Source organism: Gordonia sp. LMA167 (genome assembly GCF_058130025.1).
Map to the genome: position 1 here is coordinate 5,896,475 of NZ_CM176708.1, position 24,075 is coordinate 5,920,549.

Annotated in this window: 22 protein-coding genes; 7 read left to right on the top strand and 15 right to left on the bottom strand. The window is 66.7% G+C overall.

Features of this window, described 5'->3' with window-relative positions; translation table 11 throughout:
- Positions 1-41: 41 nt before the first annotated feature.
- Positions 42-1,460: a stealth family protein gene (locus ACVT6V_RS26450; RefSeq protein ID WP_489901027.1), complete on the top strand. Its 1,419-nt coding sequence runs from the start codon at positions 42-44 to the stop codon at positions 1,458-1,460.
- Positions 1,461-1,476: 16 nt separating this feature from the next.
- On the opposite strand, the gene ACVT6V_RS26455 is transcribed toward ACVT6V_RS26450, so the two are convergent.
- Positions 1,477-2,400 carry a phosphodiesterase gene (locus tag ACVT6V_RS26455; RefSeq protein ID WP_489897030.1) on the bottom strand — a complete coding sequence of 308 codons (924 nt, stop codon included), beginning with the start codon at positions 2,398-2,400 and terminating at the stop codon, positions 1,477-1,479.
- A gap of 123 nt (positions 2,401-2,523) precedes the next feature.
- A complete protein-coding gene (gene htpX, locus ACVT6V_RS26460) occupies positions 2,524-3,381 on the bottom strand; it encodes a zinc metalloprotease HtpX (RefSeq protein WP_489897031.1) in 858 nt (285 codons plus the stop codon).
- Between the two features lie 283 nt (positions 3,382-3,664).
- On the opposite strand from htpX, the gene ACVT6V_RS26465 reads away from it, so the two are divergent.
- Positions 3,665-5,155 (top strand): peroxidase family protein, encoded by a 1,491-nt coding sequence (locus ACVT6V_RS26465; protein ID WP_489897032.1) that lies wholly within the window; start codon positions 3,665-3,667, stop codon positions 5,153-5,155.
- A gap of 6 nt (positions 5,156-5,161) precedes the next feature.
- Here ACVT6V_RS26465 and ACVT6V_RS26470 read toward each other — a convergent pair whose 3' ends face one another.
- Positions 5,162-6,181, bottom strand: a complete 1,020-nt coding sequence (locus tag ACVT6V_RS26470; protein ID WP_489897033.1) for a polyprenyl synthetase family protein — start codon at positions 6,179-6,181, stop codon at positions 5,162-5,164.
- Between the two features lie 57 nt (positions 6,182-6,238).
- Between ACVT6V_RS26470 and ACVT6V_RS26475 the strand changes: the two genes are divergently transcribed.
- Positions 6,239-7,585: a geranylgeranyl reductase family protein gene (locus ACVT6V_RS26475; RefSeq protein ID WP_489897034.1), complete on the top strand. Its 1,347-nt coding sequence runs from the start codon at positions 6,239-6,241 to the stop codon at positions 7,583-7,585.
- Between the two features lie 232 nt (positions 7,586-7,817).
- On the opposite strand, the gene ACVT6V_RS26480 is transcribed toward ACVT6V_RS26475, so the two are convergent.
- Entirely contained in the window at positions 7,818-9,014 is a 1,197-nt protein-coding gene (locus ACVT6V_RS26480; protein ID WP_489897035.1) for an FAD-dependent monooxygenase, read from the bottom strand.
- Positions 9,015-9,141: 127 nt separating this feature from the next.
- Here ACVT6V_RS26480 and ACVT6V_RS26485 point away from each other — a divergent pair, with 127 nt between their 5' ends.
- Positions 9,142-10,308, top strand: coding sequence for a helix-turn-helix domain-containing protein (locus ACVT6V_RS26485; protein ID WP_489897036.1), 1,167 nt, complete (start codon positions 9,142-9,144; stop codon positions 10,306-10,308).
- 387 nt (positions 10,309-10,695) lie between these two features.
- On the opposite strand, the gene ACVT6V_RS26490 is transcribed toward ACVT6V_RS26485, so the two are convergent.
- From ACVT6V_RS26490 to ACVT6V_RS26530, 9 genes are all read right to left on the bottom strand, one after another.
- On the bottom strand, positions 10,696-12,087 hold the full coding sequence (locus ACVT6V_RS26490) for an IS1380 family transposase (protein ID WP_489897037.1): 1,392 nt from the start codon (positions 12,085-12,087) through the stop codon (positions 10,696-10,698).
- A gap of 309 nt (positions 12,088-12,396) precedes the next feature.
- Complete coding sequence (locus ACVT6V_RS26495) at positions 12,397-13,095, bottom strand: demethylmenaquinone methyltransferase (RefSeq protein ID WP_489897038.1); 699 nt, start codon at positions 13,093-13,095, stop codon at positions 12,397-12,399.
- Between the two features lie 43 nt (positions 13,096-13,138).
- Positions 13,139-14,284 carry a glycosyltransferase family 4 protein gene (locus tag ACVT6V_RS26500; protein ID WP_489897039.1) on the bottom strand — a complete coding sequence of 382 codons (1,146 nt, stop codon included), beginning with the start codon at positions 14,282-14,284 and terminating at the stop codon, positions 13,139-13,141.
- Between the two features lie 101 nt (positions 14,285-14,385).
- A complete protein-coding gene (locus ACVT6V_RS26505; protein WP_489897040.1) occupies positions 14,386-15,534 on the bottom strand; it encodes a phosphotransferase in 1,149 nt (382 codons plus the stop codon).
- Positions 15,535-15,542: 8 nt separating this feature from the next.
- Positions 15,543-15,992 carry a hypothetical protein gene (locus tag ACVT6V_RS26510; protein WP_489897041.1) on the bottom strand — a complete coding sequence of 150 codons (450 nt, stop codon included), beginning with the start codon at positions 15,990-15,992 and terminating at the stop codon, positions 15,543-15,545.
- Between the two features lie 36 nt (positions 15,993-16,028).
- Positions 16,029-16,763: a hypothetical protein gene (locus ACVT6V_RS26515; protein WP_489897042.1), complete on the bottom strand. Its 735-nt coding sequence runs from the start codon at positions 16,761-16,763 to the stop codon at positions 16,029-16,031.
- 135 nt (positions 16,764-16,898) lie between these two features.
- The gene (locus ACVT6V_RS26520; RefSeq protein WP_489897043.1) at positions 16,899-17,705 is read right to left on the bottom strand and encodes a CbbQ/NirQ/NorQ/GpvN family protein; all 807 of its coding nucleotides are present in this window, start codon (positions 17,703-17,705) and stop codon (positions 16,899-16,901) included.
- Positions 17,702-19,234 (bottom strand): nitric oxide reductase activation protein NorD, encoded by a 1,533-nt coding sequence (locus tag ACVT6V_RS26525; RefSeq protein WP_489897044.1) that lies wholly within the window; start codon positions 19,232-19,234, stop codon positions 17,702-17,704. Before ACVT6V_RS26525 ends, ACVT6V_RS26520 begins: the two co-directional genes overlap by 4 nt.
- Positions 19,235-19,393: 159 nt before the next feature.
- On the bottom strand, positions 19,394-19,984 hold the full coding sequence (locus ACVT6V_RS26530; RefSeq protein WP_489897045.1) for a TetR/AcrR family transcriptional regulator: 591 nt from the start codon (positions 19,982-19,984) through the stop codon (positions 19,394-19,396).
- Between the two features lie 162 nt (positions 19,985-20,146).
- On the opposite strand from ACVT6V_RS26530, the gene ACVT6V_RS26535 reads away from it, so the two are divergent.
- The gene (locus ACVT6V_RS26535) at positions 20,147-20,758 is read left to right on the top strand and encodes a Type 1 glutamine amidotransferase-like domain-containing protein (RefSeq protein ID WP_489897046.1); all 612 of its coding nucleotides are present in this window, start codon (positions 20,147-20,149) and stop codon (positions 20,756-20,758) included.
- Here ACVT6V_RS26535 and ACVT6V_RS26540 read toward each other — a convergent pair.
- The gene (locus tag ACVT6V_RS26540) at positions 20,710-21,234 is read right to left on the bottom strand and encodes a DUF3592 domain-containing protein (RefSeq protein ID WP_489897047.1); all 525 of its coding nucleotides are present in this window, start codon (positions 21,232-21,234) and stop codon (positions 20,710-20,712) included. The genes ACVT6V_RS26535 and ACVT6V_RS26540 overlap by 49 nt on opposite strands.
- Before the next feature lie 384 nt (positions 21,235-21,618).
- Here ACVT6V_RS26540 and ACVT6V_RS26545 point away from each other — a divergent pair, with 384 nt between their 5' ends.
- Both ACVT6V_RS26545 and ACVT6V_RS26550 read left to right on the top strand, forming a co-directional pair.
- Positions 21,619-22,248, top strand: coding sequence for an amidase domain-containing protein (locus tag ACVT6V_RS26545; RefSeq protein WP_489897048.1), 630 nt, complete (start codon positions 21,619-21,621; stop codon positions 22,246-22,248).
- Complete coding sequence (locus ACVT6V_RS26550) at positions 22,245-22,646, top strand: hypothetical protein (protein ID WP_489897049.1); 402 nt, start codon at positions 22,245-22,247, stop codon at positions 22,644-22,646. The genes ACVT6V_RS26545 and ACVT6V_RS26550 overlap by 4 nt, the downstream gene beginning before the upstream one ends.
- Positions 22,647-22,780: 134 nt before the next feature.
- Here the strand turns inward: ACVT6V_RS26550 and ACVT6V_RS26555 are convergent.
- Positions 22,781-24,039 (bottom strand): IS3 family transposase gene (locus ACVT6V_RS26555; protein WP_489897050.1). Its coding sequence is split into 2 segments (ribosomal slippage): positions 22,781-23,694 and positions 23,694-24,039, totalling 1,260 coding nucleotides; the frame shifts between segments, so codons are not numbered across the junction.
- Between the last annotated feature and the right edge of the window lie 36 nt (positions 24,040-24,075).

Here is a 24,075-nt window from a genome sequence, read left to right on the forward strand (position 1 = left end):
GTCTCGCGTTGATCAACACCGGCACCACGCCGCACGAGGCGATGGTCGAGGATCTTTTGTTTCTTCGGGACGCCCTCGACACGGCCGGGGTCTCGTATCTGCTGGTTCGCGGGAACGACGAACGTCCGGTGCTGGCGATCGATTGGGCGCAGCGCAAGCAGCTTCGATCCGCGTTGGCCGCGGCGTGCGCGGGACATCCCTTCTACGCCAAAACGGTTGGTGACAAGCACGGTCGACTCGCCCTGGTCGCCGACGGCACGTTGTCGACGCATCGCAAAGCGCGGGTGTTCCGACTGTTCCGCCCGCGCGTCCACCTGGCCAGCGGCATGAGGTATGGCGCGGCGACCGGGGTGCAGATCGAGCTCTGGGCGACCGATGGCGACGATCTCCTTCTGCCGGTGGCGAATTCGTTGACACGGCGAACCGTGTCGTCGCGCGAGGCGGTACGCGGTGAGGTCGAGAGATTCGGCCGCACGTGGCCGACGTTCGACAAGATGTTCGCCCACCAGGCCTCCGACATCACGTTCGACATCGACCTGGTGTTCTCCTGGGTGGACGGGTCGTCGAAGGAATGGCAGGCCCAGCGCGCCAAGAGGATGCAGAGTTACGTGGTGGGCGAGGGCGACGATTCCGAAGCCCGGTTCCGCCAGATCGACGAGTTGCGGTACGCACTGCGCAGCGTGCACATGTATGCACCGTGGATCCGCCGGATCTTCGTCGCGACCGACTCACCAAGGCCCGCATGGCTGTCCGATGATCCACGCGTGACGTTCGTGCGCAGCGAGGAGTTCTTCGCAGACCCGTCTGTGCTACCGACGCACAATTCGCAGGCCGTCGAGTCGCAGCTGCACCGCATCCCCGGTCTCGCCGAACACTTCCTGTACTCCAACGACGACATGTTCTTCGGTCGTTCGGTGGGCCCGCAGATGTTCTTCTCCCCGGGCGGGGTGAGCATGTTCATCGAGGCTCCCATCCGGATCGGACTGGGCTCCAACCACGGTCAACGCAGTGGTTTCGAGAACTCGGCGCGAGTGAACCGAGGGCTGCTCAGCGACCGGTTCGGCCTGGTGACCACCCGCCATCTCGAGCACGCGGCAACGCCCCTGCGAAGGAGCGTGATGGCGGAGATGGAGGGAAAGTTTCCCGCCGAGTTCGCCGCCACCGCGGCCAGCACCTTTCGGGCCGAGACCAACATCTCGGTCACCAACTCGCTCTATCACTACTACGCACTCATGAGTGGCCGCGCGGTGGTGCAGCGCTCGGCCAAGGTGAAGTACGTGGACACCACGATGAAATCCGGCTTTCGGCAGATGGATTCGCTGCTCAAGAAGCGGTCCATGGACTTCTTCTGCCTCAACGACGGCAGCACTCCCACCGTCGATCTGGAGGTGCGCGCCGCCAAGGTCACCCAGTTCTTGCAGAACTATTTCCCGATCCCGGCGCCCTGGGAAGCGGCCTGAGTCATCGCGCGGGGGGTCACCGTCTGACCGCTGTCGTCTCGGGGCCCGGTATGCGGACTCCGGCCTCGTTCAGCCGGCGCTCGGTCTCCGCCGAGGTCACATACTCGCCCACCGTGTCGTAGTCGCCCACGGGGGCCACCGAGTGCACGATGGTTTCCGGATAGACATGCACCAGATTGAAGCCCTGGGCGCCGTTGCGGCCACGCAACGCGCCTGCCGGACCGGTGAGATCCTGTGTGTAGCAGGTGGCCGAGGCAACCGAGACCGGGATGCCGGCAAACATCGCGGTCGTCGAGTAATGCAGATGACCGGCGAGGATGGACCGGACGTCACTGCCTCGGAGAACGTCGGCCAGCCGATGCTGGTCGCGCAGTTCCACCAAGACCGCGAGGTCGAGGACGCACGGCACCGGGGGATGGTGCATGGCCAGGATGGTGCCGTGTGGTGCCCGAACCAGCAGTTCGGTCGCCAGCCATTCCAGTTGTTGGTCGGTGATCTCGCCATGATGAAGGCCCGGCACGGAGGTGTCGAGGGTGATGATGCGCAGACCGTCGACGTCATAGACATGGTCAACCGGCGCCACCGACGGAGCCTCGCCGAGCAGCTCGGCCCGGAACCGCGCACGATCGTCATGATTACCGATGGCCCAGATAACCTGCGCACCAATGGAATCGGCAACAGAATCGACGATCGACCGCAACTTCCGGTAGGCGGCCGCCTCTCCCCGATCGGCCAGGTCACCGGTGAACAGCAGGGCGTTGGGTCGCACGTGTGACGCCTCGACCTCGGCGAGGATCTGGCGCAGCGTCACCTCGCTGTCGACCGCACCGTAGAGCGGACCGGCATCGCCGAGCAGATGCGTGTCACTCAGGTGGAGGATCAAATGCGACGGATGCGGGTACTCCGACATCCGGATGCCGGGTGAAACCCCGTTGGTCATCGGTCTCCTGCTTCCGCCGCCCGATGGTGCAGGGGCCCGACCGGGCACCCGCATGGGGTCAAGCCTAGACGCGTCGCGGGCCCGGCGGTCAGAACAGCCGGTCGGTGCGGGTCGCAGGCAGCGTCAACCCCTCCCCGACCGCCGGGCCATCTCCTGCAGCCGCGCGATGCGGTCGGCGGTCGGCGGGTGGGTGGAGAACATCTTGGCGACCGCGCCGCCACGGAACGGGTTCGCGATCATCAGGTGTGACTGGGCCTCGATCTTCGGGTCTTCCGGCAGCGGTGCTCGGTCGATACCGCCGCTGATCTTCGCCAACGCCGACGCCAGCGCCAGCGGATCGCCGCTGAGCTCGGCGCCGGACTCGTCGGCCTGATACTCCCGCGACCGCGACACCGACATCTTGATGACGGTGGCGGCCAGCGGCCCGAGGAAGGTGATCAGCAGCACGCCGAGCAGCCCGGGGCCGTTGCCGTTGCGGTTGCCGCCGAAGAAGAATGCGAAGTTCGCGAGGCCGGTGATGATCGACGCCATCGCGCCGGCGATGGACGAGATCAGGATGTCGCGGTTGTAGACGTGCGACAGCTCGTGGCCGAGCACCGCCCGCAACTCGCGTTCGTCGAGCAGCCGCATGATCCCCGCGGTGCAGCAGACGGCGGCGTTCTTCGGGTTGCGGCCGGTCGCGAACGCGTTCGGCGACTCGGTGGGGCTGATGTAGAGCGCGGGCATCGGCTGGCGCGCCGTCGTCGCCAGCTCGCGCACGATGCGGTACAGCACGGGCGCCTCGACCTCGGTCACCGGCTGCGCATGCATCGACCGCAGGGCCAGTTTGGCGGAGTTGAAGTAGACGTAGGCGTTGGTGCCGATGGCGATGATCACCGCGAAAAGCAGGATCGTCGGGCTCCGGAAGAGCGCACCGATGCCGACGATGATCGCCGACATCAACCCCATCAGGGCTGCCGTCTTCAGGCCGTTGAAATGCATCTGTTCCTCGTTCTCGAGCGTACCCCCGGCGTCCGCGCCTGGGTGCTATCACTGTGCCAAACGAACGTGAGTGCGGCAGAGTTTCCGAGGCCGTATGAGTAGGTAGACACCCGAGTGCCCGTTTGGGGTAGTTCTCTACTCACGACCAGGGCTTTTCAGGGCAATAACGTCGCTGATCAACACACCGACGATCAGCGAGGTTCCCGACCATGTTCAAGAAATTCAGCCACACCGGCGAGCCGCCACGCAGGACGAACTCCTCTTCACCACACCCTTCGGCTACATGTTCGACGGCGCGGCACATTCGTCGTCGCATCTGCTGCCCAACTCACCCGACACCGTCGCCGCCCTCAAACAGCTCGGCGATGCGATGGCCGCCGATGAACTGGCCGGACCGCCCGACCCGCACGATTCGATGACGCCGGCGATCTTCACCTACTTCGGGCAGTTCATCGACCACGACCTCACCGCCCGCACCGATCGGGACACCACCGCATCGACCATCGGCCAGGGCGAACCGGTCACTCCGCGCGACCCCGATGAGGTGATCGCGAGCCTGCACAACGGACGTCGCCCGCAGCTCGACCTCGACAGTGTCTTCGGCGACGGGCCGTCGCTGGCGGCCGGCTCGGTCACCGAGTCCGACGACCTCTACGAGAACAACCTGAAGCTCAGGGTGTTCCGTGCGGGTGCCCGCCGGGACGTCCCGCGCGAGGACGGGACGAAGAAGAACCAGAAGCGACGGTCAGCGATCATCGGCGATGCACGTAACGACGAGAACACCAACATCTCGGCGCTGCACTGCGCGTTCCTGTTGTTCTACAACAAGATCTACGACGCGCAGACGGCGGGGACAGACGTGTGCAAACACATCCGCGCCCGCCAGTTGACCCGGTGGGCCTACCAGTACATCGTCGTGCAGGACTACCTGAGCCGGGTCTGCGATCTGGGTATCGTGATCGACACCCTGGCCAACGGGCCGCGTTTCTACGGGGTCTCGGCCGGTCATGGCCAGACGTTCATGCCGCTCGAGTTCTCGACCGCCGCATTCCGGTTCGGGCACACCATGATCCGCCCGCAATATCAGCTACGGGCGGCCGGAGGCCTGATTGACGTGATGAACCTGCTCGCGCCGAGCCAGTCGGTCAACCCCGACCCCTTCGACGACACGGCCAACCCCGACTTCTTCGACGACACCGACCCGGTCCCGTTCCAGCTGAAGCCCGCCGCGATAGTGGATTTCAACTTCTTCGCCGCCGGCGGCACCAATACTCAGATGGCCCGCAAGATCGACTCCAACATCGCCAAAGGTCTGGGCACGCTACCGCTGGGCACGCGCAAGGGAGATCCCATCCTCGGCCACCTCGCCAAGTCGAACCTGGTTCGCGGATACAGCCTTTCGGTACCGACCGCGCAGGCATGCTGCGAGGCCATGGGTGTGAAGCCGCTGACGGTGGCGCAGATGGGTGGGACCGGCGAATCATTGTCGGTGAAGAACGTTCTCGAGACCACCGCCCTGGGCCAACGCACTCCGCTCTGGTACTACATCCTCCGCGAGGCCGGCGCCCAGCAAAACGGTGAACGCCTCGGCGAACTCGGCAGCCGCATCGTCTGCGAGACGATCATCGGCTCACTGAAATCCGATCCGAACAGCTATCTCAACGCACGGGACCTCGCGGTCACCCCGACCGGCGTCAACGTCGACGGCATGACGGTCGTCGGGAGCCTCACCGATCTCATCAACTACTCCGAGGCGGGACCCGTCGGACCCTGACCGCCGCTAACCCGTCCGATCGATGGTGTAGCGCACCAGTGACGACAACGCGGCGTGCGCCGGCCCGTCCGGCAACTCGGCGAGCACACCGTCGGCCTCGGCGGCGTACGCACGCAGCCGGTCGTGGGCGGCCGCCATCCCCGACGAACCGTTCAGCACCTCGATCGCCTCGGTCACGACGGCGTCGTCGGTGACGGGTGCTGCCAGCCCGGTCTGCGGGTCGATCAGCAGTTCGGCGAGCCGGGTCGAGGCGGCGTCGTCGGCGCGCAACGCATAGAGCACCGGCAACGTGTGGACGCCCTCGCGCAGGTCGGTGCCCGGTGTCTTGCCCGAGTCGCCGCTGGCGGAGCTGATGTCGATGATGTCGTCGGACACCTGGAAGGCGGTGCCGATGATGTCGCCGAGTTTGGAGAGGCGTTCGACGTCTTCGGCCGACGCGTCCGACGACATCGCGCCGAAGCGGCCGGACGCGGCGATCAGCGAACCGGTCTTCTCCCACACCACCTGTAGGTAGTGCTCGATGGGGTCGCCGCCCTCGCGGACGCCCACGGTCTCCCGCATCTGACCGGTTACCAGCTCGGCGAAGGTCTCCGCGATGATCCGCACGGCGTCGGGACCCAGCGTCGACACCAGGCGTGACGCCCGGGCGAACAGGAAGTCGCCGGACAGGATCGCCACCGAGTTGGTCCAGCGGGCGTTCGCGCTCGGTGCGCCACGCCGCAGCGCCGCCTCGTCCATCACGTCGTCGTGATACAGCGTCGCGAGGTGGATCATCTCCACGACCGTTGCCGACGTGATCACCCCGGTGGCCTGCGGGTTCTTGCCGAACTGGGCGGCGAGGATCGCGAACATCGGACGGAACCGCTTGCCACCGGCCCGTGCCAGATGGGTGGCCGCCTCGGTCATGATCTCGTCGCCCGAGGACAGCTCGCTCAGCAACAGGTCCTCGACCTGCGCCAACGATGCCCGAACCGTCTCGGCGAACTCATCGGTACCCAGGTCCAGCCCGGCGAATGTGGACTTCACGCGCTCTGCCGCTCCATCTCGTCGTCGGTCGCGACCGGCCATCGGGGCTCGGCTGCCATGCTCCGAAGAGTAGTCGTTCCGCACTCCCGACATACTGGTCGGGTGAGTAGCGACATTCCTCCGCGCCCGCTGCCGGAGCGCGCCGACGTTCTCGTCGTCGGAGCCGGGCCGGGCGGATCCGCCGCCGCCGCCCACGCCGCCACCGCCGGGCTCGACGTCGTGCTGCTGGATTCGGCGACGTTTCCCCGCGACAAGACCTGCGGCGACGGTCTGACGCCGCGGGCGGTCGCCGAACTCGACCAACTCGGGCTCGGCGACTATCTCGCCGACCGGCCCCGCATCGACGGACTCGCCCTGCACGGCTGGGGTGCGAGTCAGCAGGTGCGGTGGCCGGCGGGCCGCTTCCCGGCGTTCGGCAGCGCCGTGTCCCGCATGGAGCTCGATGACGCGATCCGCGCCGTCGCCGTCTCCCGGGGAGCCCGAATGGTGCAGGGCGCCAAGGCCGTCGACGTCACCATGCACGACGGCCGGATCGCCGAGGTGATCGTCGACGACGGCGCCGGGCCGCGGCCCATCGCGGTGCGTGACGTCATCGTCGCCGACGGCGTACGTTCCGGTCTCGGCAAACGACTGGGCCGCGAATGGCATCGCGACACCGCCTACGGGGTGGCCGCCCGCGCCTACGTGGAATCCGGGCGCGCCGACGACAACTGGATGGGGTCGCACCTGGAACTGCGCGGTCCCGACAGCACACTGCTTCCCGGCTACGGCTGGGTCTTTCCGCTCGGCTTCCCCGACCCGGGGCCACTCCCGACGTTGCGTGGCGACGGCCTGCTCAACGTCGGCGTCGGGGCGCTCGCCACGGCCAAACGGCCCGCCCACATGGCACTGCGACCGATCCTCGAGCACTACGCCACCATGGTCGCCGACGACTGGGCCATCCACGGCCCGCCGCTGCGCGTGACGTCGGCGCTGCTACCGATGGGCGGTGCCGTGAGCGGTGTGGCCGGCCCGAACTGGATGCTCATCGGCGACGCCGCGGCCTGCGTGAACCCGCTCAACGGCGAGGGCATCGACTACGCGCTGGAGACCGGCCGGCTGGCCGTCGAACTGCTCGGCGAGACGGCACACCGCCCCGATCACACCACGCGGTGGCGCGACATCCTGACCGAGCACTACGGTCTGGCGTTCTCCGCCGCCCGGCGCCTCGCCGGGTTGCTCACCGTTCCGCAGACCGTGCCTGCGCTGGGCCGACCGGGCATCCGGTCGGCGGCGTTGATGTCGCTGGTGGTGCGTGTGATGGGCAACCTCATCACCCCCGAGGACACCGACCTGGTGGCCCGGGCCTGGCGCACGGCCGGCCGCGTCTCCACCCGCGTCGACACCCGTCCCCCCTTCCGCTGACCGGCGCCGACAGAACCCTGAATCCCACCGACAGCACCCCCCACCTCGCCGACAGCACCCCACAACCCGCCGACAGCACCCCGCAACTCGCCGACGGAACCCGACACCTCGCCGACAGAACCCCACATCCCGCCGACAGAACCCGTCCGCTGATCGAGTAGCCGCGAACGAAGTGAGTGGCGTATCGAGATCACCGCACCGGCCTCGATACGCCACCCACCACCCCCACACCTCACGCACCCACGAACGAAACCTCCGGCACTTCCTCATCCGCACGGAACGAGTGAATCCAGTCCAGATGCCGGTCGAAGGCACCCGGCGCCGCAAGCCGCGCGTTGCGTTCCTGGGCTCGCGGACCGTCGGGCAGATGCAACATCTCACCGACGGTGACTGCGGCGTCGGTGACCTTGCGGGTGCGGAAACGCCGACGCTGCTCGTACTCCACCCGCGCGGCATCCCAGTCTGACGTTCCAGACAGCAGATCCGACAGCACGATCGCGTCCTCGATCGACTGGTTGGCGCCCTGCCCGTGATGCGGGACGGTCGCGTGTGCGGCATCGCCCAGTAGGGTCACCCGCCCCGCCGACCAATGGGTGAGCGGCGGACGGTAGACCAGCGCCCACTGTTCCTGCACGGGCACGGCCGAGATCATCTCGACGACGGCCGGCGCCCAGTCCGCGAACGGCTCGATGTGTTCCTTGTCCTGCGCCGGCACCACCCAGCTCTTGTGCGCCCACGGCAACGACTCACGCTTGACCAGGAAGAAGTTCTGATCACCATTGCCGATCGGGTAGTGCAGCAGGTGCCCTCCCGGGCCCATCCAGAACTGGATGGCCGCCGGGTCCGGCAACGACAGCATGAGTTCGGGTGCGACGATGCCGCGGGCGGCGGTGCAGCCCGAGTAGCGGGCGTCGTCGTAGCCCAGCAGGAGTCGACGGGTCAGGGACCTCGCCCCGTCCGCCCCGATCACCAGATCGGCCTCGGCATCGTCGCCGTCCTCGAACGAGAGGCGCGCGGTGGGGCCGGTGTCGTCGATGCCGGTGAGCCGCTTGCTCAGATGCAGGCTCGTCGCGTCGAGAGCACCGAAGAGGATCGCCTGCAGGTCGGCTCGATGGATGCCGACGTACGGTGCGCCGTAACGGCTCCGGTAGTCCTCGCGTGAGGACAGTCGTGCGATCTGCGCACCGGTGCGACCGTCGCGGAAGATCAGTCCGTCGACCTCGGCCCACGTGGACCCGAGCTGCTCGGCCAACCCGAATCGGCCCTCGTAGAACCGGGTTGCGTTGGCGGACAGGGCCACGGCGGCCCCGACCTCCTTGAGGACGGCGGTCTGTTCATAGACCTGCACGTCCATGCCCTTGCGTTGCAGGTCGATCGCAAGGGTGAGGCCGCCGATTCCTGCGCCGACGATGGCGATGCGCTTGGTCATGAGATGACTCCTTCTGAGGTGATGCATCCTGAGCGTAGGCAGCGGCTATGACCCAAAGCACTGGGCAATTGTGCAAATCTGGAGGGATGATTTCCGACAAAGTGTCCACCTCCGGACGTGGGATCTGATGGCCACACCAGCCGGTTTGGATGACGCATTGCAGGATCTGTCGGAGACCGCCGGACGTCGGCTGGTGGTCCTGGACTGGACGATGGCGGTGGTCGGTTACTCGATCCACGAGGCCGACGACGACCGGCATCGACTCTCGCTGCTCCTGGCCCATTCGGGCGGATGGGATCCGCCGGCCGCCACCACGCAGGGATACGTCGACGTCGAGCTCGCCCCCGTGGGGCGCTGCCTGCTGATTCCGCTCACCGATCACCGCCGACGCGTGGGATTCCTCGTGACCGCCCTCGACGACTCGCCCCTCGACGACGGACAACTCCCCACCCTGCTGAAGGGTGCATCCGGACTCGGCGTCCTGCTCTCCCTCCGGCTGCTGTACGAGGAGCACGACCGCTCAAGGGCTCGCGAGTTGCTGACCCGGGTGACCGGCCCCGATCCGGCTGCACGGCGTGCCGCGGCGGAGGCCCTCATCGCCGAGCACCACGTCGGGTCGGCGTCGCAGTACGCCGCGGTCGCGGTGGCCGGCGACCCGCGCCCCGGACACTCACCCGACAGTTCCGCACTCGCGGTGTGGACGACCCTGGATTTCGTGGCGAGGTCGTCCACGGCTTCGGTGGTGGGTTCCACCCTCGACGACGGCACTGGCGTCCTGATCTTCCCGCGGCCCGTGGTCACCGACCGTCTGGCGAGAATCCTCGATGACCCGAAGCTGGGAGACGTTCGCGCCGGGATCGGACCAGTGGTTGAGCGGCTCGAGGATGTTCATCAGTCGCTCTCACTGGCGAGAAGAGCGCTGCGGGCGGCGTGGTTGACGCCGGCAGATCATGGGCGTGCGACCACCTGGGACGACACGGGCCTGGACGGCCTGTTGGCGCTGCTGCCCGTCGAACAACTGACCGTCGACGACCTCCCCCGATCGGTGAGAACCCTTCTGGCGGCGGGATTGTCGTCGGAGATCCTGTCGACCCTGCAGGCTTATCTGGACTGCGGTGGCGATGCCCAGCACACGGCGTCGCACCTCAACATCCACCGGTCGACGCTCTACTACCGGCTCGGCCGGGTTCGTTCCGCACTGGACACCGACCTGGGTGACGGGCGGCTACGCACCGAGCTGCACGTGGGGCTGCGCCTGCACGACATGCGATTGGCCGCGACCCCCGTTCCGTGAGCTACGGAGGCCCTGATCCGAATTGCTGGTGACCGAGCCGCTGAAGCCTCCACCGCTCCCCGAGGAGCGCGAGGAGCGAGCGTGCGAGCCTCCCCCGGTCCCTGAGGAGCGAGCTTGCGAGCCTCCCCCGGTCCCTGAGGAGCGAGCGTGCGAGCCTCCCCCGGCCCCTGAGGAGCGAGCGTGCGAGCGTCACGAAGGGCGCCCCTTCGTGACGCATCCTCGCAAGCTCGGAGGCTCCTCAGCCTCGATCTTTCATGTGGTGGTGGGTTGGGGGTTTCGGCGGCTGGGTGTGGGGTTGGTGTGGTGTGGGTGTGGGTGATCGCCGGCGCTGGTGTTCGCCGGTTCTTCGGGTCCTGGGTTGAGGGGCAGGGGCTGCTGTGTGGTGTGTCAGGCGGCGTGCAGGGCGGTGTAGCCCTGGTAGATGAGGTCGTTGTAGGGCCAGCCGCGGGGTAGTCGTAGCAGGTGGCGTCGGCCGGTGTGGATGGTGCGTCCGGCCACGGCGAGGATGCATAGGCGCATGCGTTTGGGTTCGAAGAGGCGCGCGGGGTGGTGTTCGGGCCAGCATAGGGTTTGGGTCCAGGCCAAGAGTTCGGCGGCCAGGCAGACGATTTCGAGCCAGATCTGGTTTTTGGTGAACTCGTGGAAGGGCAGGTTGGCCATGCCGGTGTCTTTGAGGTTGCGGATGCGGTCTTCGGCGCGGGCGCGTTGGCGGTGGCGTAGTTCCAGGACCGGCAGGGTCCAGCCGGTGCCGCGGGTGTTGGTGGCGAACGCAGTGTAGCGGCGGCCGTCGATGTCGGTCAGGCGTAGTTGGGCGCCGGGGTCGGGGTATTCGCGGCGCACGATGACGCGCATCCCGGCCGGCCAGGGGTCGGTGGGGTCGGCGGCGGGGACGATCAGGTCGGTGAGCTCGGCGACCTGGGCGCCGTTGCGGGGTTGTTCGTCACCGTTGAACGCATCGCGCCAGGCCTGCTCGGGCAGCGCGGCGATGGCGGTTTTGACGTTGTCGTAGAGGGTGAACCCGATCGAGTACGCGAGTTTCTCGGCGCGCAGGAACCTGAGGAATTTTTTGGAACAGCCGCCGGCGTCGGTGCGGAGCAGCACCTGGGGGCGTTCGGCGGCGGGCAGTTGGGCCAGCGCGGCGGTCGTGGTGTTGATGTGCAGGTCGGCGCCTTGTGGGGAGGCGCCGCCGCGGCGTAGATCGATGATCAGTGGTTCGCCGGTGCCGTACTGGCCGTGATCGACGAACGCGCACATCGGGGAATGCCCGAACTGGCGTTTGTAGGTCAGTTGGGCGTGTTCTTTGAGTGAATGCGCACCGATGGTGGTGGCGTCGAGATCGACGATCACCTGCCCCCCATCGCGGGTGCCGGGTGTTCCGGCCAGCGGGCGCGCCCGCGTCCATACCCGGGTGCGGGCCGCGGCACGCGCGGCGCGGATCGCCGGTAGCGCCGTGCTCAGGTCGTCGGCCAACACGCTGATCAGCCGGGAGAACGTCGCATCCGAGGCCACCGGCCCGAACAGGTCGGGTTGGGCTCGCACGATCGCCACGTCGGCCGCGCAGTCACCGCCCAGAGCCAACGCGATCGCCAGATCCAGCAGCATCAGGCCCGGATCATGGGTGGCCCGCGGCGAGGTCCACGGCGCCAACGCCGCCGATAACGCCTCGTCCAGGCCCGCGACCTGCGCCGCGTCACGCAGCAGCAACGCCCCCGACGAACTCGTCAGCGACTCGCGGCGTTGATCATCGACAACCAGACGGGGATAGCGGTTATGCTTCACCTGCGAAGTGCCTTTCTGCCAGGAATTATTGTGTTGTGGAGATTCAATAATCCCTTGCCAGGTAGGCACTTTCGCATTTCCCACGCCGAACACCCCAAACAAACATGAAAGATCCAGGCTCAGGGAGCGGACGAGAAACGCTGCACAACCGGCGTGCCCACTTCTCCCGGTCCCTGAGGAGCGAGCGTGCGAGCGTCACGAAGGGCGCCCCTTCGTGACGCATCCTCGCAAGCTCGGAGGCTCCTCAGGGAGCGGACGAGAAACGCTCATCCTCGCCAGCCGAGCGTCACGAAGGGCCCGGCGAACCGGTCAGCGCACCGCCGAATGAATCGCCGCGATCCCGCCGGTCAGGTTCTGCCAGTTGACATCAGAGAATCCGGCCGAGCGGATGAGCGCGGCCAGGTGAGGTTGGTCGGGCCACGCCCGAATCGATTCCGCGAGATAGACATACGCGGCCGGGTTGCTCGACACCTTGGTCGCGACCGACGGCAGCGCCTTCATCAGGTATTCCATGTAGACCGTGCGGAACGGCCGGAACGTCGGGGTGGAGAACTCGCAGATCACCAGTCGCCCACCAGGTTTGAGGACCCGTCGCAATTCCGACAGCGCCTTCTCGACGTCGTTGACATTGCGGAGGCCGAACGAGATGGTCGCGGCGTCGAAGGACTCGTCCGCGAAGGGCAGCGCCAGCGCGTCGGCAGCCACCTTCGGCACGTCGCGGTCGGCGCCGGCCTTGAGCATGCCGAGAGAGAAATCGGCCGCGACGCAGTGCGCGCCAGAGGTCGCGAGTTCCACGGTCGACACGGCGGTGCCGGCCGCGAGGTCGAGCACGATGTCACCGGGCCGCAGATCCAGCGCCTTGCGGGTCTTACGCCGCCAACCCCGGTCCTGCCCGAACGAGAGCACCGTGTTGGTGATGTCGTAGCGCTTGGCGACACCGTCGAACATCGCCGCGACCTCGGCCGGATCCTTGTCCAGGGTTGCGCGATCGTGCGAGCCGTCTCCCATGCCGACCACGCTACCCCGACGTCCCCGCAGGGCAGCGACCCCGTCAGCCCGCCAGCGACCGGATCGCCGACGTCACGCCCATCACGTCCCGATAGTGTCCGAGCAGTTCGTCGCACACGGCCGGCCAGGTGCGGGTACGCACCGCGTTGAGGCCGACCCGCCCCATCTCGGCGCGCAACGCATCGTCGCGCAGCACATCGATCACCGACGGCAGCCGATCGACGAACTCGTCCGGCGGCAGCAGGTAGCCGGATCGGCAATGCGCGATGAGGTCGCGTGGGCCACCGGCGTCGGGTCCCACGACGGGCAGTCCGCTGGCCATCGCCTCCTGCACCGTCTGACAGAAGGTCTCGTGCTCGCCGGCGTGCACGAAGACATCGAAACTCGCGTACGCGCGTGCGAGGTCGGCGCCCCGCAGCTCCCCGGTGAAGACCGCCCGCGGCATCAGCTTCGCCAGTCGCCCCCGTTCGGGCCCGTTCCCGACGATGACCACCTGCACCGACGGATCGTCGGCGACCGCGGCCAGCCGTTCGACGTGCTTCTCCGGCGCCAGCCGTCCGACGAAGCCGACCACCAGGCGGTCGCCGGCACCCCATCCGGCACGAAGCGCCGTGCAACGGTGGACCGGGTCGAACTGTTCCAGATCGACGCCCCTGCCCCACCGATGCACCCGCGGGATGCCCCGTATGGCAAGTGCTTTCATCGTTTCCGACGACGGTGCGAGTGTGCGGTCACACATCTCGTGCAGCCGGCGGGTGTAGCGCCACGCCAGCTTCGACGTCATCGCCAGCCCGTAGCTCGCGGCGAACCCGGCGACGTCGGTCTGGAACACCGCCACCGACGGCACGTCGAGGCGTCGCGCGGCGACCGCACCCGCAGCACCGACGACGAACGGCGAGGCCAGGTGCACCACGTCCGGCTCGACGTCGCGCACGGTGCGGTACATCGCCGGCGTCGGCACCCCGATCGGCAACGACGTCACCTTCGGCACCATCACCGACGGCACCAGGTGCACCGGCGTGCGGCGTCCGACCAGCCGTGGCGCGGGAGCACTTCTCCGCGGGGTGTCCGGTGCGACCACGACGGCCTGGTGACCTGTTCGTTCGAGGTGGTCGACCACCCGCAGCACGGAGTTCACGACTCCATTCATCTGCGGCAGGAAACTCTCGGCGACGATCGCGACCCGCATGCCGCCAGTGTCGTCCCCCGCACTTGACCGCAGGGGTCAGACCGGGGAAAACGCGTACGAACACCCGGTGAACACTCGCCCGCCCACCGTGCCGCGGCCGGTCAGCCCCCGATCATTTTCTCCAGCACGCCGAAGCTGTCGTGCGCCTCCACTCCCGCCACGGCCCGTTCGACGCCGACCCGCGAGATCTCCTTCGGCTGCATCCGCTCCCCTGCCTCGGCGGTGCAGACGGCTGCGAGGACGACCTCGGTGATCGCGGCCCGATACAACGTCCACTGCTCAGCCGGATCGACGTCGATGCCCGCGAGTTGCAGCCGGTCCGCGTACCGCTCGACGAGGTCACGTTCGATGCGACGGAGCAGGTCGGGTTCGGTGGATGCCGTGGCGAAATAGGCGACATCGCGGATGCCGACGCCCGCCGACGCGATCTGCCAGTCGAGCAGGCCCGGCCCATCCGCCTCGAAGAACAGGTTGCCCAGGTGCGGGTCGCCGTGGATCAACGTCTGGGGCTGCGCCGCCCAGAACGCGTCGATCTGCTTGCTGCGCTCGAAGAAGATCCGGGCACGACGTTTCGTCTCGGCCGGGATCAGGTCGGCGGCATGCCCGGTGATGTCGGCGATGAACCGGCGGCGGATGAGATCGGCGGTGTGGGTCTCGGTCGATGTGCGGCGAGCCAGTGGAGCCAGGTCATCGTCGAACCGTTCGCTGCGCCAATAGGCCGCGTGCAGATCGGCGAAGGCGTCGACGACCGCCTCGGCCTCGGCGCCGCTCACCGAGTCCACGCAGGTCCGGAAGTCTGCGGTGTGCGAGAGATCCTCCAGCACCAGGACGCTGCGTTGGCGCCGTTGGTCAGATTGTGCGACATAGCATTTCGGTACACGCACCGGTGGCGCATCGCCGAGTGCCCGATAGGCGAGGATCTCCCGGGTACCGAGCCGGAAGACGTTCATCAGCACCCGCTGGATGTAGTTGCGGGGCGGTAGCTTCACGAACATCGTCTCGGGCAGCTCGACATCGGATTTCACCGCGATCCGAGCCCGCGCCGCGGTCCCCGAGTCCTGGTCGAGCACGCTCACCGACGTAATGGAGTCGGGTGACAGACCCAACGCCCCGGAGAGCCACCGTGCGTCGACAGCATCGACCCCCAACGGAATATCGGCGTGGCCGACCAGCGGATCGAGCCCGGCACGCACGGCTTCCCTGGCGATCAATCCGAGTCCGATCGCGGACGAGATCGCCTGTCTGCTCATCGAACTGTTCATCCGGGTGGCTGCCCTGTGCTCTGCGCCGCCTTCTCGCGCTCCATCCGCTCCTCGTAGTGGCGGACGAGTTCGCGGAAGCCGATGCGGTCGTATCCGGGCACCGGTTGCACTCCCCATTTATCCTTGGCGGTCGTCTGATCGGCCGCTTCGGCGTTGTCACCGAATGGTGGCGCATCCAGTGGGTACGGCTGTTGGCACTCGAGACTGTCGTCGGAGTACCGGACCTTCATCATCTCGCTGCAGATCTGGGTCAGCGACAAGGTCGGCCACCCGTACCAGATGGCCAGCGCCGGAATGGTGAACGCACCTTCGATGACAAGTGCGAACAGGCAGACGAAGATGCCGCGCTTGAGCCAGGTGTGCATGCGCGCATAGGTGGAAGTGGTGCCGAGTGGCAGTTCCTCGGCGTCGTTGTCGGTGTCGGAGTCGGTGTTCGACGTACTCATGATGATCTCCTGAGGCTGTGCGGACCGTGACGCGGATCAGTCGGTGAAGATCTCGCGGTTGACCGTGTGCAGGTATGGGATGGCCAGGAACGGTGTGATGTAGAAGATGTCGTAGAGCCACCATCCGAAGACCGGCAGGACAGTGCCGTCGAAGCGGATGTGGGCGTACATCGTCATGTTGGCGACGTAGCCCACCCAGATGACCACCCCGAACCAGCAGGTGACGGTGAGCCATTGGTGGCCCCAGCGTTTCATCTGCAGGAAGGCGATGGCGGCGGCCACCCGCATCGGGAAGACGACGAAGATCAGTGCGATCTCCCAGCCCTTCTCGCCCGGTGCTGCCGATCCGCCGATCAGCATCTCGTTGTAGTGCCAGAAGTAGCCGTTGTCGACGAAATTGCCCCACGCCGTGAAGAACACGCGGGAGATCAGCGTGTGGCTGGCCAGCATGTCGAGGACCCAGCCGATGCTGTTGAGAAAGCCGTCGAGTATCACCAGGTAGCCGATGAGGGTCACCATGATCGGCCGGACCGACAGCCCGTCCTGTTGCGCTCGTCGCTGTAGCCAGACGCCGCGGAGGAAGATCGGCAGGCCGATGAACCCGAAGATGAAGGTGCCCATCAGGGCGGTGCCCGAGGTGAGCCAATAGTCGGCGTGACGTTGCGCGGCGCGGCTGTCCTCATCGTGCTGGTCATAGCTGAGAGTTCGCTTGCCGCCGTTGTTGTTCGCGGCCGCTGCGGGGCGGCCGCGGGTGAAGGTGGGGAGATTCACGGGGTGGCCCTTTTCTAGGTGTAGATGATGGCGACCTGGATGCAGAACATGGCCAGCAGATATCCGTAGATGACGATCTGGAAGACGATCAGCGCATGCTTTCGTCTCCGGTCCTGTTCGTTCATGGGGCTCCTCTCAGGGGGACTGCAACCGCGAGTCGCCCGCGGCCGACAGATGGGCGGCTGCGATCTCCCGCAGCCCTTCGCCGATCGCGCCGTCGCTGCTCAGCGGGGCGAGCACGCAGGTCTGTACCGCATCCATCTCGCTCGCGCCGACGGCGATCAGCCGAGCCGCCGCGACCAGCACCCGGGTCGACGGCGGCTCGAAATGGAAGGCGTCGTCGGCGTTCCGGATACTGTTGGCACAGTCGACAAGTCGTCGTGCGACGGCCGCGTCCACGCCGGATTCGGCGACCACGACCTCGGCTTCCCGCTCGGCCGCCAGATAGTCCATCGCGACGGTGACGAAGCGTTGCCGGAATGACGGTTTCAGATCCTTCAGCGAGCTGCGGTAGGCCGGGTTGTAGGAGCACACCAGCATGAATCCGTCTGGCGCACGCACGGTTTCCCCGGCGCGGTCGAGGAACAAGGTGCGGCGGTGGTCGGTGAGCGAATGCAGGATGGCCAGCGAGTCGTGGCGCGCCTCGACAACCTCGTCGAGGTAGCAGATCGCGCCGGTCCGGACCGCGGTGGTGAGCGGGCCGTCGGACCACACCACGTCGCCACCGGCGACCATGAATCGGCCCACCAGATCGGAGCTGGTCAGGTCGTCGTGGCAGCTGATGGTGATCACCGCCCGGGCGAGCAGATGGCCCATGTGTTCGACGAACCGTGTCTTGCCACAGCCGGTCGGTCCGGTGAGCATCATCGGCATGCGTTGCGCGAACGCCCATTCGAACAGTTGCACCTCGGTGCCACCGGCGTAATACAGATCTGTGTTCACTGCGCTACCAACTCTCGGTGGATGTGGGCCAACACTGACGGCAGTTCTTCGACACGCCGGATGCGGCACGACCGGCGCTCACCGAAGACCTCGGGGAGCGGGTCGACGCGGGCCGGGCCGATGCCGATGTAATAGATGGACACCCCGGCGTCGTCGGCTTCGTCGAGGGCGTGCGCGACGTCGGCCCAGGCGTAGCGACCCTCGTAGCCCTCGTCGGACATCAAACCGTCGCCGATGACGATGAGCAGTCGCCGCTCCGTGCGCTGGTCGGCCAGGCGGCGGGTCAGATGCCGAAGCGGTGCGCCCAGGCGGGTGTAGCCACCTGCCGCCAGGCCCAGACTGCTCGGGTCGACGAATCGGGGGTCGTCGAAATCCCTGAGGCAGTTGACCTCCACCCGGTGCCGGGTGTTGCCGGTGAACACGAAGATGCCGTGGCGTTCGTGCGCGAGGGTCATCGCCCGCGACAGTGCGTCGGCACAAGCCAGTTCGAGCCGGAACGCACGTCCACCGTGGACGTTCAGCGACGAACTACCGTCGAGCAGCAGCGCGGTGGTGACGTCCCGGGACGCCGGTAGCAGATCGCGAAAGATTCTGGGCTGTCCGGCTTCTCCGGCCACCACGTCGAGGTGGTGTTGCACATAGCGGTCGACGTCGACGTCCGAACCGTCCTCGAGCCCGGTCTGCATCGCGCGGTGAGTGCGCTGTTCGAACCAGCGCCGGATGTCCGGCGAGACCGCCGCCACCGGTGCGTTGCGTGTCGGGTGTGCGCGTTCGAGGACCGCGACGTGATCGACCAGGAAAGCGTTGGTCCACATGTTCCATTCGGGATAGGGCACGCCGGCGCGCTGATCGGGCCGGATCTCGATCTCCTCGTTCTCCGGTCTGCTGGGCGGCGGCAGATTCGGGTTGCGCGCACCACCGTCGCCACCGACCGGTACCGACATGATCCGTTGGGAGTCGGTGCGGGAGGACGTCCACGGCATCCGGCCGTAGGCGCGCCGCACGGCCGCGGACAGCGCCCCGCGCGCCGGCGCCGACAGCGGCAACTCCCCCAGCAGGGGGTGCCTGCGCAGCGATTTACCCGATCGCGCCAGCCCGAGTGCACGGTCCAGCATCTCCTCACCGCCCAGATCGTGATCGCTGATCTCCAGCTGTGGGACGACCCGACGCAGTTCGGGCAGCAGCCCCGGCAACCGGTCGGCCATCCAGCCGGCGGCCACCCCTGCCTCGACCAGCGAGAGGGCGCCCAGTTCCCGTGGTGCGAGCTCATGCAGCGCGTAGGCCGCGACGCGGTCCTTGGACGGTGAACACTGCAGCGCCACACCGCAGGTCAGGGTGGTGCGGGTCCAGTCGGGCGCGATCGGCGGATACGGGACATGCACCACGGTGCGCGTGCGATTCAGACCGAATCCGCGGCGCGGGCCGGTCATCAACCGCACGCCCTCGCGGCGCCGTTCGGAGAAGGCCACCGCGGTCACCGCGCAACTGCGTTCGACGGCAAGCGCATTCGAGTGTTCGCGGTCAGCCATCGCGCACCCCTGACCGGCGATCGACCTCGCCGATCAGAAGGTGCCGATGTTGCGCATGATCCAGTACCAGAACGCGGTGACGCCGACGATCAGCCCCCAGGCGAACGCGAGTCGCAGGATGTCTTGCCACATGGTTGTCTCCGTATCTGATGGGTGTGGTCATCGGGGTTCCAGGCTGCGCAGGGTGGTGGTCAGATAGCTCTGGATCGCCTCGTCGCGCAGCGCTTGTGCGTCCACGGTCGTGGCCAGCAGGCCGTACAGACCGAGCAGGAAGAACACCGCACTGTGGTACGGATCGACGACGATCTCGGCCTCGCCGTCGTCGCGGGCACGGTCGATCATCTGCGCGACCAACCCGATCACCGGGTGCTCCCGCCATTCGTCGCCCACCGGCCTGGTCGGTGAGAAGTGCAGCGCCAGCAGGTCCTTGAACAGGTATTTGCCGAGCCGCTGTTCCATGGCGGCGACGAGCTCGATGGTCTTCGCCAACGATGTACGCAGGTCGTGCGGGCGCGCCAGAAAGCGGGTCAGCTCGCGCGCGATCTCGGCTTCCTCACGTTCCTCGAGGTCGAGCAGGACGTGCTCTTTCGTCGGGAAGTGGAAGTAGAAGGTACCGCGCGCCACGCCCGCCTCGGTCGCGATGGCCGCGAGGTCGGCGTCGGCCATGCCCTTCTCCCGGTACTCCGCGACGGCGGCGTCGAGCACACGCTGCCGCGTCTGCAATCGCTGCGCCGCACGACCACTTGTCATCGCTCGCCCGTTCTCATCCCAGTGATACTTCCGGTAAGGCCGACGGGACTATGCTGACAGATGTCAGTGACACTCGTCAGCGAATCGAGAAATCGACCGGCCTGGCCTCGACACCGCACGTGTCGCCACTCGACCGCCGGGAAAGCTGGCACCGTGGAACCCATGGAGTTGCTCCTCGGCAGCCGTTGGCTCGGTGCGGTCCCCGACTTCCTCACCGACCGCGTCGGCGCAGACGCACGCATCGGCTTCGTGCCGACCGCATCCTCGATCTACGACGACCGCGCCTGGGTGGACCTGGACCGCACCACACTGCGCGCGCAGGGCTTCACGACCGTCGAATTGGACATCGAAGCCCTCCCACCGACGACAGTGGCCGGCATCCTCGACGACGTCGACGCCGTGTTCGTCTCCGGCGGCAATGTCTTCCACCTGCTCGCGACGATGCGCCGCACCCGGTTTGCCGACACCGTCACCGAGCGGGTCGCAGCCGGACTCCCCTACATCGGGTTCAGCGCGGGAGCGTGCGTCGTGGGCGCCGACATCGAACCGCTCGGACTGCTCGACGACCCGACCGAAGCCGCCGACCTCGCCTCGACGGCGGGTCTCGGCTGGATCGACGAGGTCGTCGTTCCGCATGCCGACGGCATCGTGTCCGGACGTGCGGTCATCGAGGAGATCCAGACCCGCTACGGCAGCCGGTTCACGCTGCGGCTGCTCGCCGACGATCAGGCGTTGCTGGTCTCGGGTTCGGAGAGTTCGGTGGTCTCGTCCTGAGTCTCGACGGGAGGATCGCCGGCGATCTCATCGTCACCGGCCTTCGCTGCCGCCCGCTCCAGCAGCCGTCGGTTGGCCTCGGCCAGGGCCACCATCACGGCACCGACGATCGCCCATCCGACGACCATGATCGACAGCGCCGGGATGATCGCCAGGGTCCAGCTGCGCCCGGCCGGCCGCGCCAGATCCGGGTTGGTCGCGTCGTACTCGACGCTGATGCGCTGACCTTGGGTGAGTTCGGTCGGATAGAGCAGGCCGAGGCGCGGACTGTGGAACTCGCCATCGGGCGTCTGGAAGTTGACCGCGGCGTGCAGCCGGGACGCCGACACCACGTCGGCCATCACCGTCGCCTCGTTGTCGTTGATCTGCGCATCGTTGCGGTGACACCCCGCGACCAACACCAACGCCATCGTCGTGATGACCATGCCCAACAGCACCAGCACGATCTGGATGCGGCGCAGGATGGTCGGATTCATAGGGGACAGAGTACTGATCTCGGCATTGACACACATAGGACGGCGAAATCGCTGCGCGATGTCGGCACCCTTTATGCTGGCTTTCAGCCGGCTGATCGTCCGTCAGGACCGCCGGTGCCAACCATGATTTCGGGGGGAGACACATGGTTTCGTTCGCCGAGCTTCGGGATGCTCAGCCGAACCTCTGGGAGACCGCCGCCGATGACATAGTCGACGTGAGCAAGCAGGCCAAACGGACCGCGGACAACATCCATGCGAACGGTGTCTCGGCGCTGGAGGAACATTGGCCTGATCACACTGGCGCCCTTGCGAGAGAGTCTCTCACGACCTGTGCAAACAGAATGGTGAACGCGGGCATTCTCGCCCGCGGAGCAGCTACGGCGCTTGACACACTCGAAGACCTTCGCAACATCCCGAAATCTCGACGGCAACGGCAACGGTAAGGTCACAGTTCCCGATGACACACCGCCGGAGGAGTGGTACCGGGCCAACCCCGTCCAGGCCGCGCGTTGGGCAGTGGCCAACGCCAACAACGAGACCATCGACACCTTCGGCAACAACTGCGCCAACTTTGTTTCTCACGCGCTCGACGCAGGGGGTTTGGGCGAGAAAATGGACGGGTGGGCAGGCACTCTGGACGACGACAACTGGGGCAGATCGGCAGCGGGTGAGGTCGATTGGGTTCCAGGCCTCGAAGGCAAGACACACACCAAGTCGTGGTACAACTCCGACTCCCAACGGGAGTTCTTCCTGCATAACGGCGGCCAAACCGTGCCCCCCGACCAAGCCATGCCAGGCGACGTCATCTACTTCAACTACGCGCAGCCAAACGAATCCGGCGACTACAGCCACCATGCGGCTCTGGTCACGGGCATATTGCCGGATGGCCAGGTTCTCTACACCCAACACACGCCGGGCGCCGCAAACTACAGCATGCAAGATCGCCTGCCGATGATCGAACAGGGCGAGGGTGCACAGACGGTGACGATCGTACGGCCAAGGGAGACCTGGTGACGACTCGTCTAGCGCACCCCAGTCGAGTCTTCCGGCAAATCGTGCCGTGGTCGGTCGGGCTGGTCCTCGTCGTCGCCTCGGCCACCAGCTCCGTTGTACTGCAACAACAACGGAGCGACTGGGTGGCAAACGCCATCGAGACCGAGTGCCGTGATCTGCAGCCACTTCCTTCGACCACGTTGTTCGGCGGTCTCACATTGGCCTTCGCGATTCTCGCGATCGGGGCACTCGCGGTGGGATGGATACGAACGACGCGGAGGTGGGCGGTGCCGATCGTTGTGGTGATGCTCCTTGTTGCCGGCACCCTGGCGCTGTACGGAATCCTGACAATCCTCGGCGCTCCGTCGTCGCCGCTCGAGGGCGTGGATGGGAGCGGTCTGCCATGCGGCAGTGGGTAACTCCGATGACACAACTGAGAGGTTGAGATGACCGACCGAATCAACATCAACCCTGGCGGGGTCAAGACTGCCGGCGGTGTTGTTGCCTTGGAAGCAGGGGGCCTTGACCCCGGATCTTGGACACTGGGTGGGATTCATGCAGCGGTCAATAGTGTAGCACTAGAGTGCTTTTCGTAGTTGATGGGTGACATGAAGCCGCACCAGGAGTGGCGGCGGCGCGTGTTGTACCGCACCAGCCAGCCGAACACTCCGCGATGGCACGTCACCGCATCCGGCCAGAAGCGGTCATCTTGCAGGACCTCCCGCTTGAGAGTCGCATTGAATGATTCGGCCAGCGCGTTGTCGGCACTTGTCCCCACCGCTCCCATCGACTGGGTCACCCCCAGCCTGGCGCAGTGTTTCGCGAAATCCCTACTGGTATACACACTTCCATGGTCACTGTGGAAGATCGCGCCAGCCAAACTACCCCGGGTCAACGCGGCGTTGGTCAGCGCCTCGGTGACCAGTTCGGTACGCATGTGATCAGCGATCGCCCAGCCGGCCAGACGCCGCGAATAGCAGTCGATGACCGTGGCCAGGTACAGATTCGTCCCATCTTCCAACGGCAGGTAGGTGATGTCTCCGACATACTTTTCGTTGGGCGCATCTGCGGTGAAGTCCCGTTTGACCAGGTCAGCGACCTTGGCATCGGATGGCTCGGGGATCGTGGTGACCACCCGCCGGCGTCGGCGATAGCCGGCGATGCCGTGCTCGGCCATCACCCGCGCCACCCGCTTGTGATTGACCCGCTCCTGCGGTGGCACACCATCATTGAGCTCGGCAGTGATCCGCGGCGCACCACAGGTGCGGTCCTCATCGTGAATCTCGCGGATACGTTGCGCCAGAACAGCATCAGACTCCTCACGAGCCGCCCGGGTCGGCGCAGCTTTACGCCAGGCATAAAACGACGAACATGCGATCTCGAGGAGTTCACAGAGCCACTTCACCGGGTAGGTGTCGAGGTGGTCGGCGACGAACTGGAAGCGGCTCACCAATTCGTCTCCCCGGCGAAATATTTGGCCGCCTGACGCAGGATCTCGCGTTCGGTGGTCAACTTCGTCCGCTCGCTGCGCAGCGCGGCGTTTTCAGCCTCCAGACGCTTCACCTTGGCCTCCACAGTCTCCGGGCCATCCTCGGTGACCACCGGCTCCTGACGGGGTTTGAGCGGGCTCTGCGTCGCGCTGCCGTCCGCGGCCCTCTTGCGGCCGGTGCCGTAGGTGGTCAACCACCCACGCAACGTGCCGCGCTCGACGCCGAGATCGGCGGCGATGCCGCGGACCGTGGCGCCCGGCGTGGACTCGTACAACTCGACCGCGTCTCTGCGGAACTCTTCGGAGTAGTGCTTTCGGGCCATCTCTTGATCATCTCGCTTCCTCCCGCACAGATGCGG

Excerpts from the sequence above, each read along its gene's own strand:
- ACVT6V_RS26500 (WP_489897039.1), bottom strand. The coding sequence starts at position 14,284 with ATGCGGGTCGCGATCGTCGCCGAGAGTTTCCTGCCGCAGATGAATGGA.
- ACVT6V_RS26530 (WP_489897045.1), bottom strand. The coding sequence starts at position 19,984 with ATGACAAGTGGTCGTGCGGCGCAGCGATTGCAGACGCGGCAGCGTGTG.
- htpX (WP_489897031.1), bottom strand. The coding sequence starts at position 3,381 with ATGCATTTCAACGGCCTGAAGACGGCAGCCCTGATGGGGTTGATGTCG.
- ACVT6V_RS26525 (WP_489897044.1), bottom strand. The coding sequence starts at position 19,234 with ATGGCTGACCGCGAACACTCGAATGCGCTTGCCGTCGAACGCAGTTGC.
- ACVT6V_RS26540 (WP_489897047.1), bottom strand. The coding sequence starts at position 21,234 with ATGAATCCGACCATCCTGCGCCGCATCCAGATCGTGCTGGTGCTGTTG.
- ACVT6V_RS26465 (WP_489897032.1), top strand. The coding sequence starts at position 3,665 with ATGTTCGACGGCGCGGCACATTCGTCGTCGCATCTGCTGCCCAACTCA.
- ACVT6V_RS26475 (WP_489897034.1), top strand. The coding sequence starts at position 6,239 with ATGCTCCGAAGAGTAGTCGTTCCGCACTCCCGACATACTGGTCGGGTG.
- ACVT6V_RS26480 (WP_489897035.1), bottom strand. The coding sequence starts at position 9,014 with ATGACCAAGCGCATCGCCATCGTCGGCGCAGGAATCGGCGGCCTCACC.
- ACVT6V_RS26535 (WP_489897046.1), top strand. The coding sequence starts at position 20,147 with ATGGAGTTGCTCCTCGGCAGCCGTTGGCTCGGTGCGGTCCCCGACTTC.
- ACVT6V_RS26510 (WP_489897041.1), bottom strand. The coding sequence starts at position 15,992 with ATGAGTACGTCGAACACCGACTCCGACACCGACAACGACGCCGAGGAA.
- ACVT6V_RS26485 (WP_489897036.1), top strand. The coding sequence starts at position 9,142 with ATGGCCACACCAGCCGGTTTGGATGACGCATTGCAGGATCTGTCGGAG.
- ACVT6V_RS26495 (WP_489897038.1), bottom strand. The coding sequence starts at position 13,095 with ATGGGAGACGGCTCGCACGATCGCGCAACCCTGGACAAGGATCCGGCC.
- ACVT6V_RS26450 (WP_489901027.1), top strand. The coding sequence starts at position 42 with ATGGTCGAGGATCTTTTGTTTCTTCGGGACGCCCTCGACACGGCCGGG.
- ACVT6V_RS26455 (WP_489897030.1), bottom strand. The coding sequence starts at position 2,400 with ATGACCAACGGGGTTTCACCCGGCATCCGGATGTCGGAGTACCCGCAT.
- ACVT6V_RS26505 (WP_489897040.1), bottom strand. The coding sequence starts at position 15,534 with ATGAGCAGACAGGCGATCTCGTCCGCGATCGGACTCGGATTGATCGCC.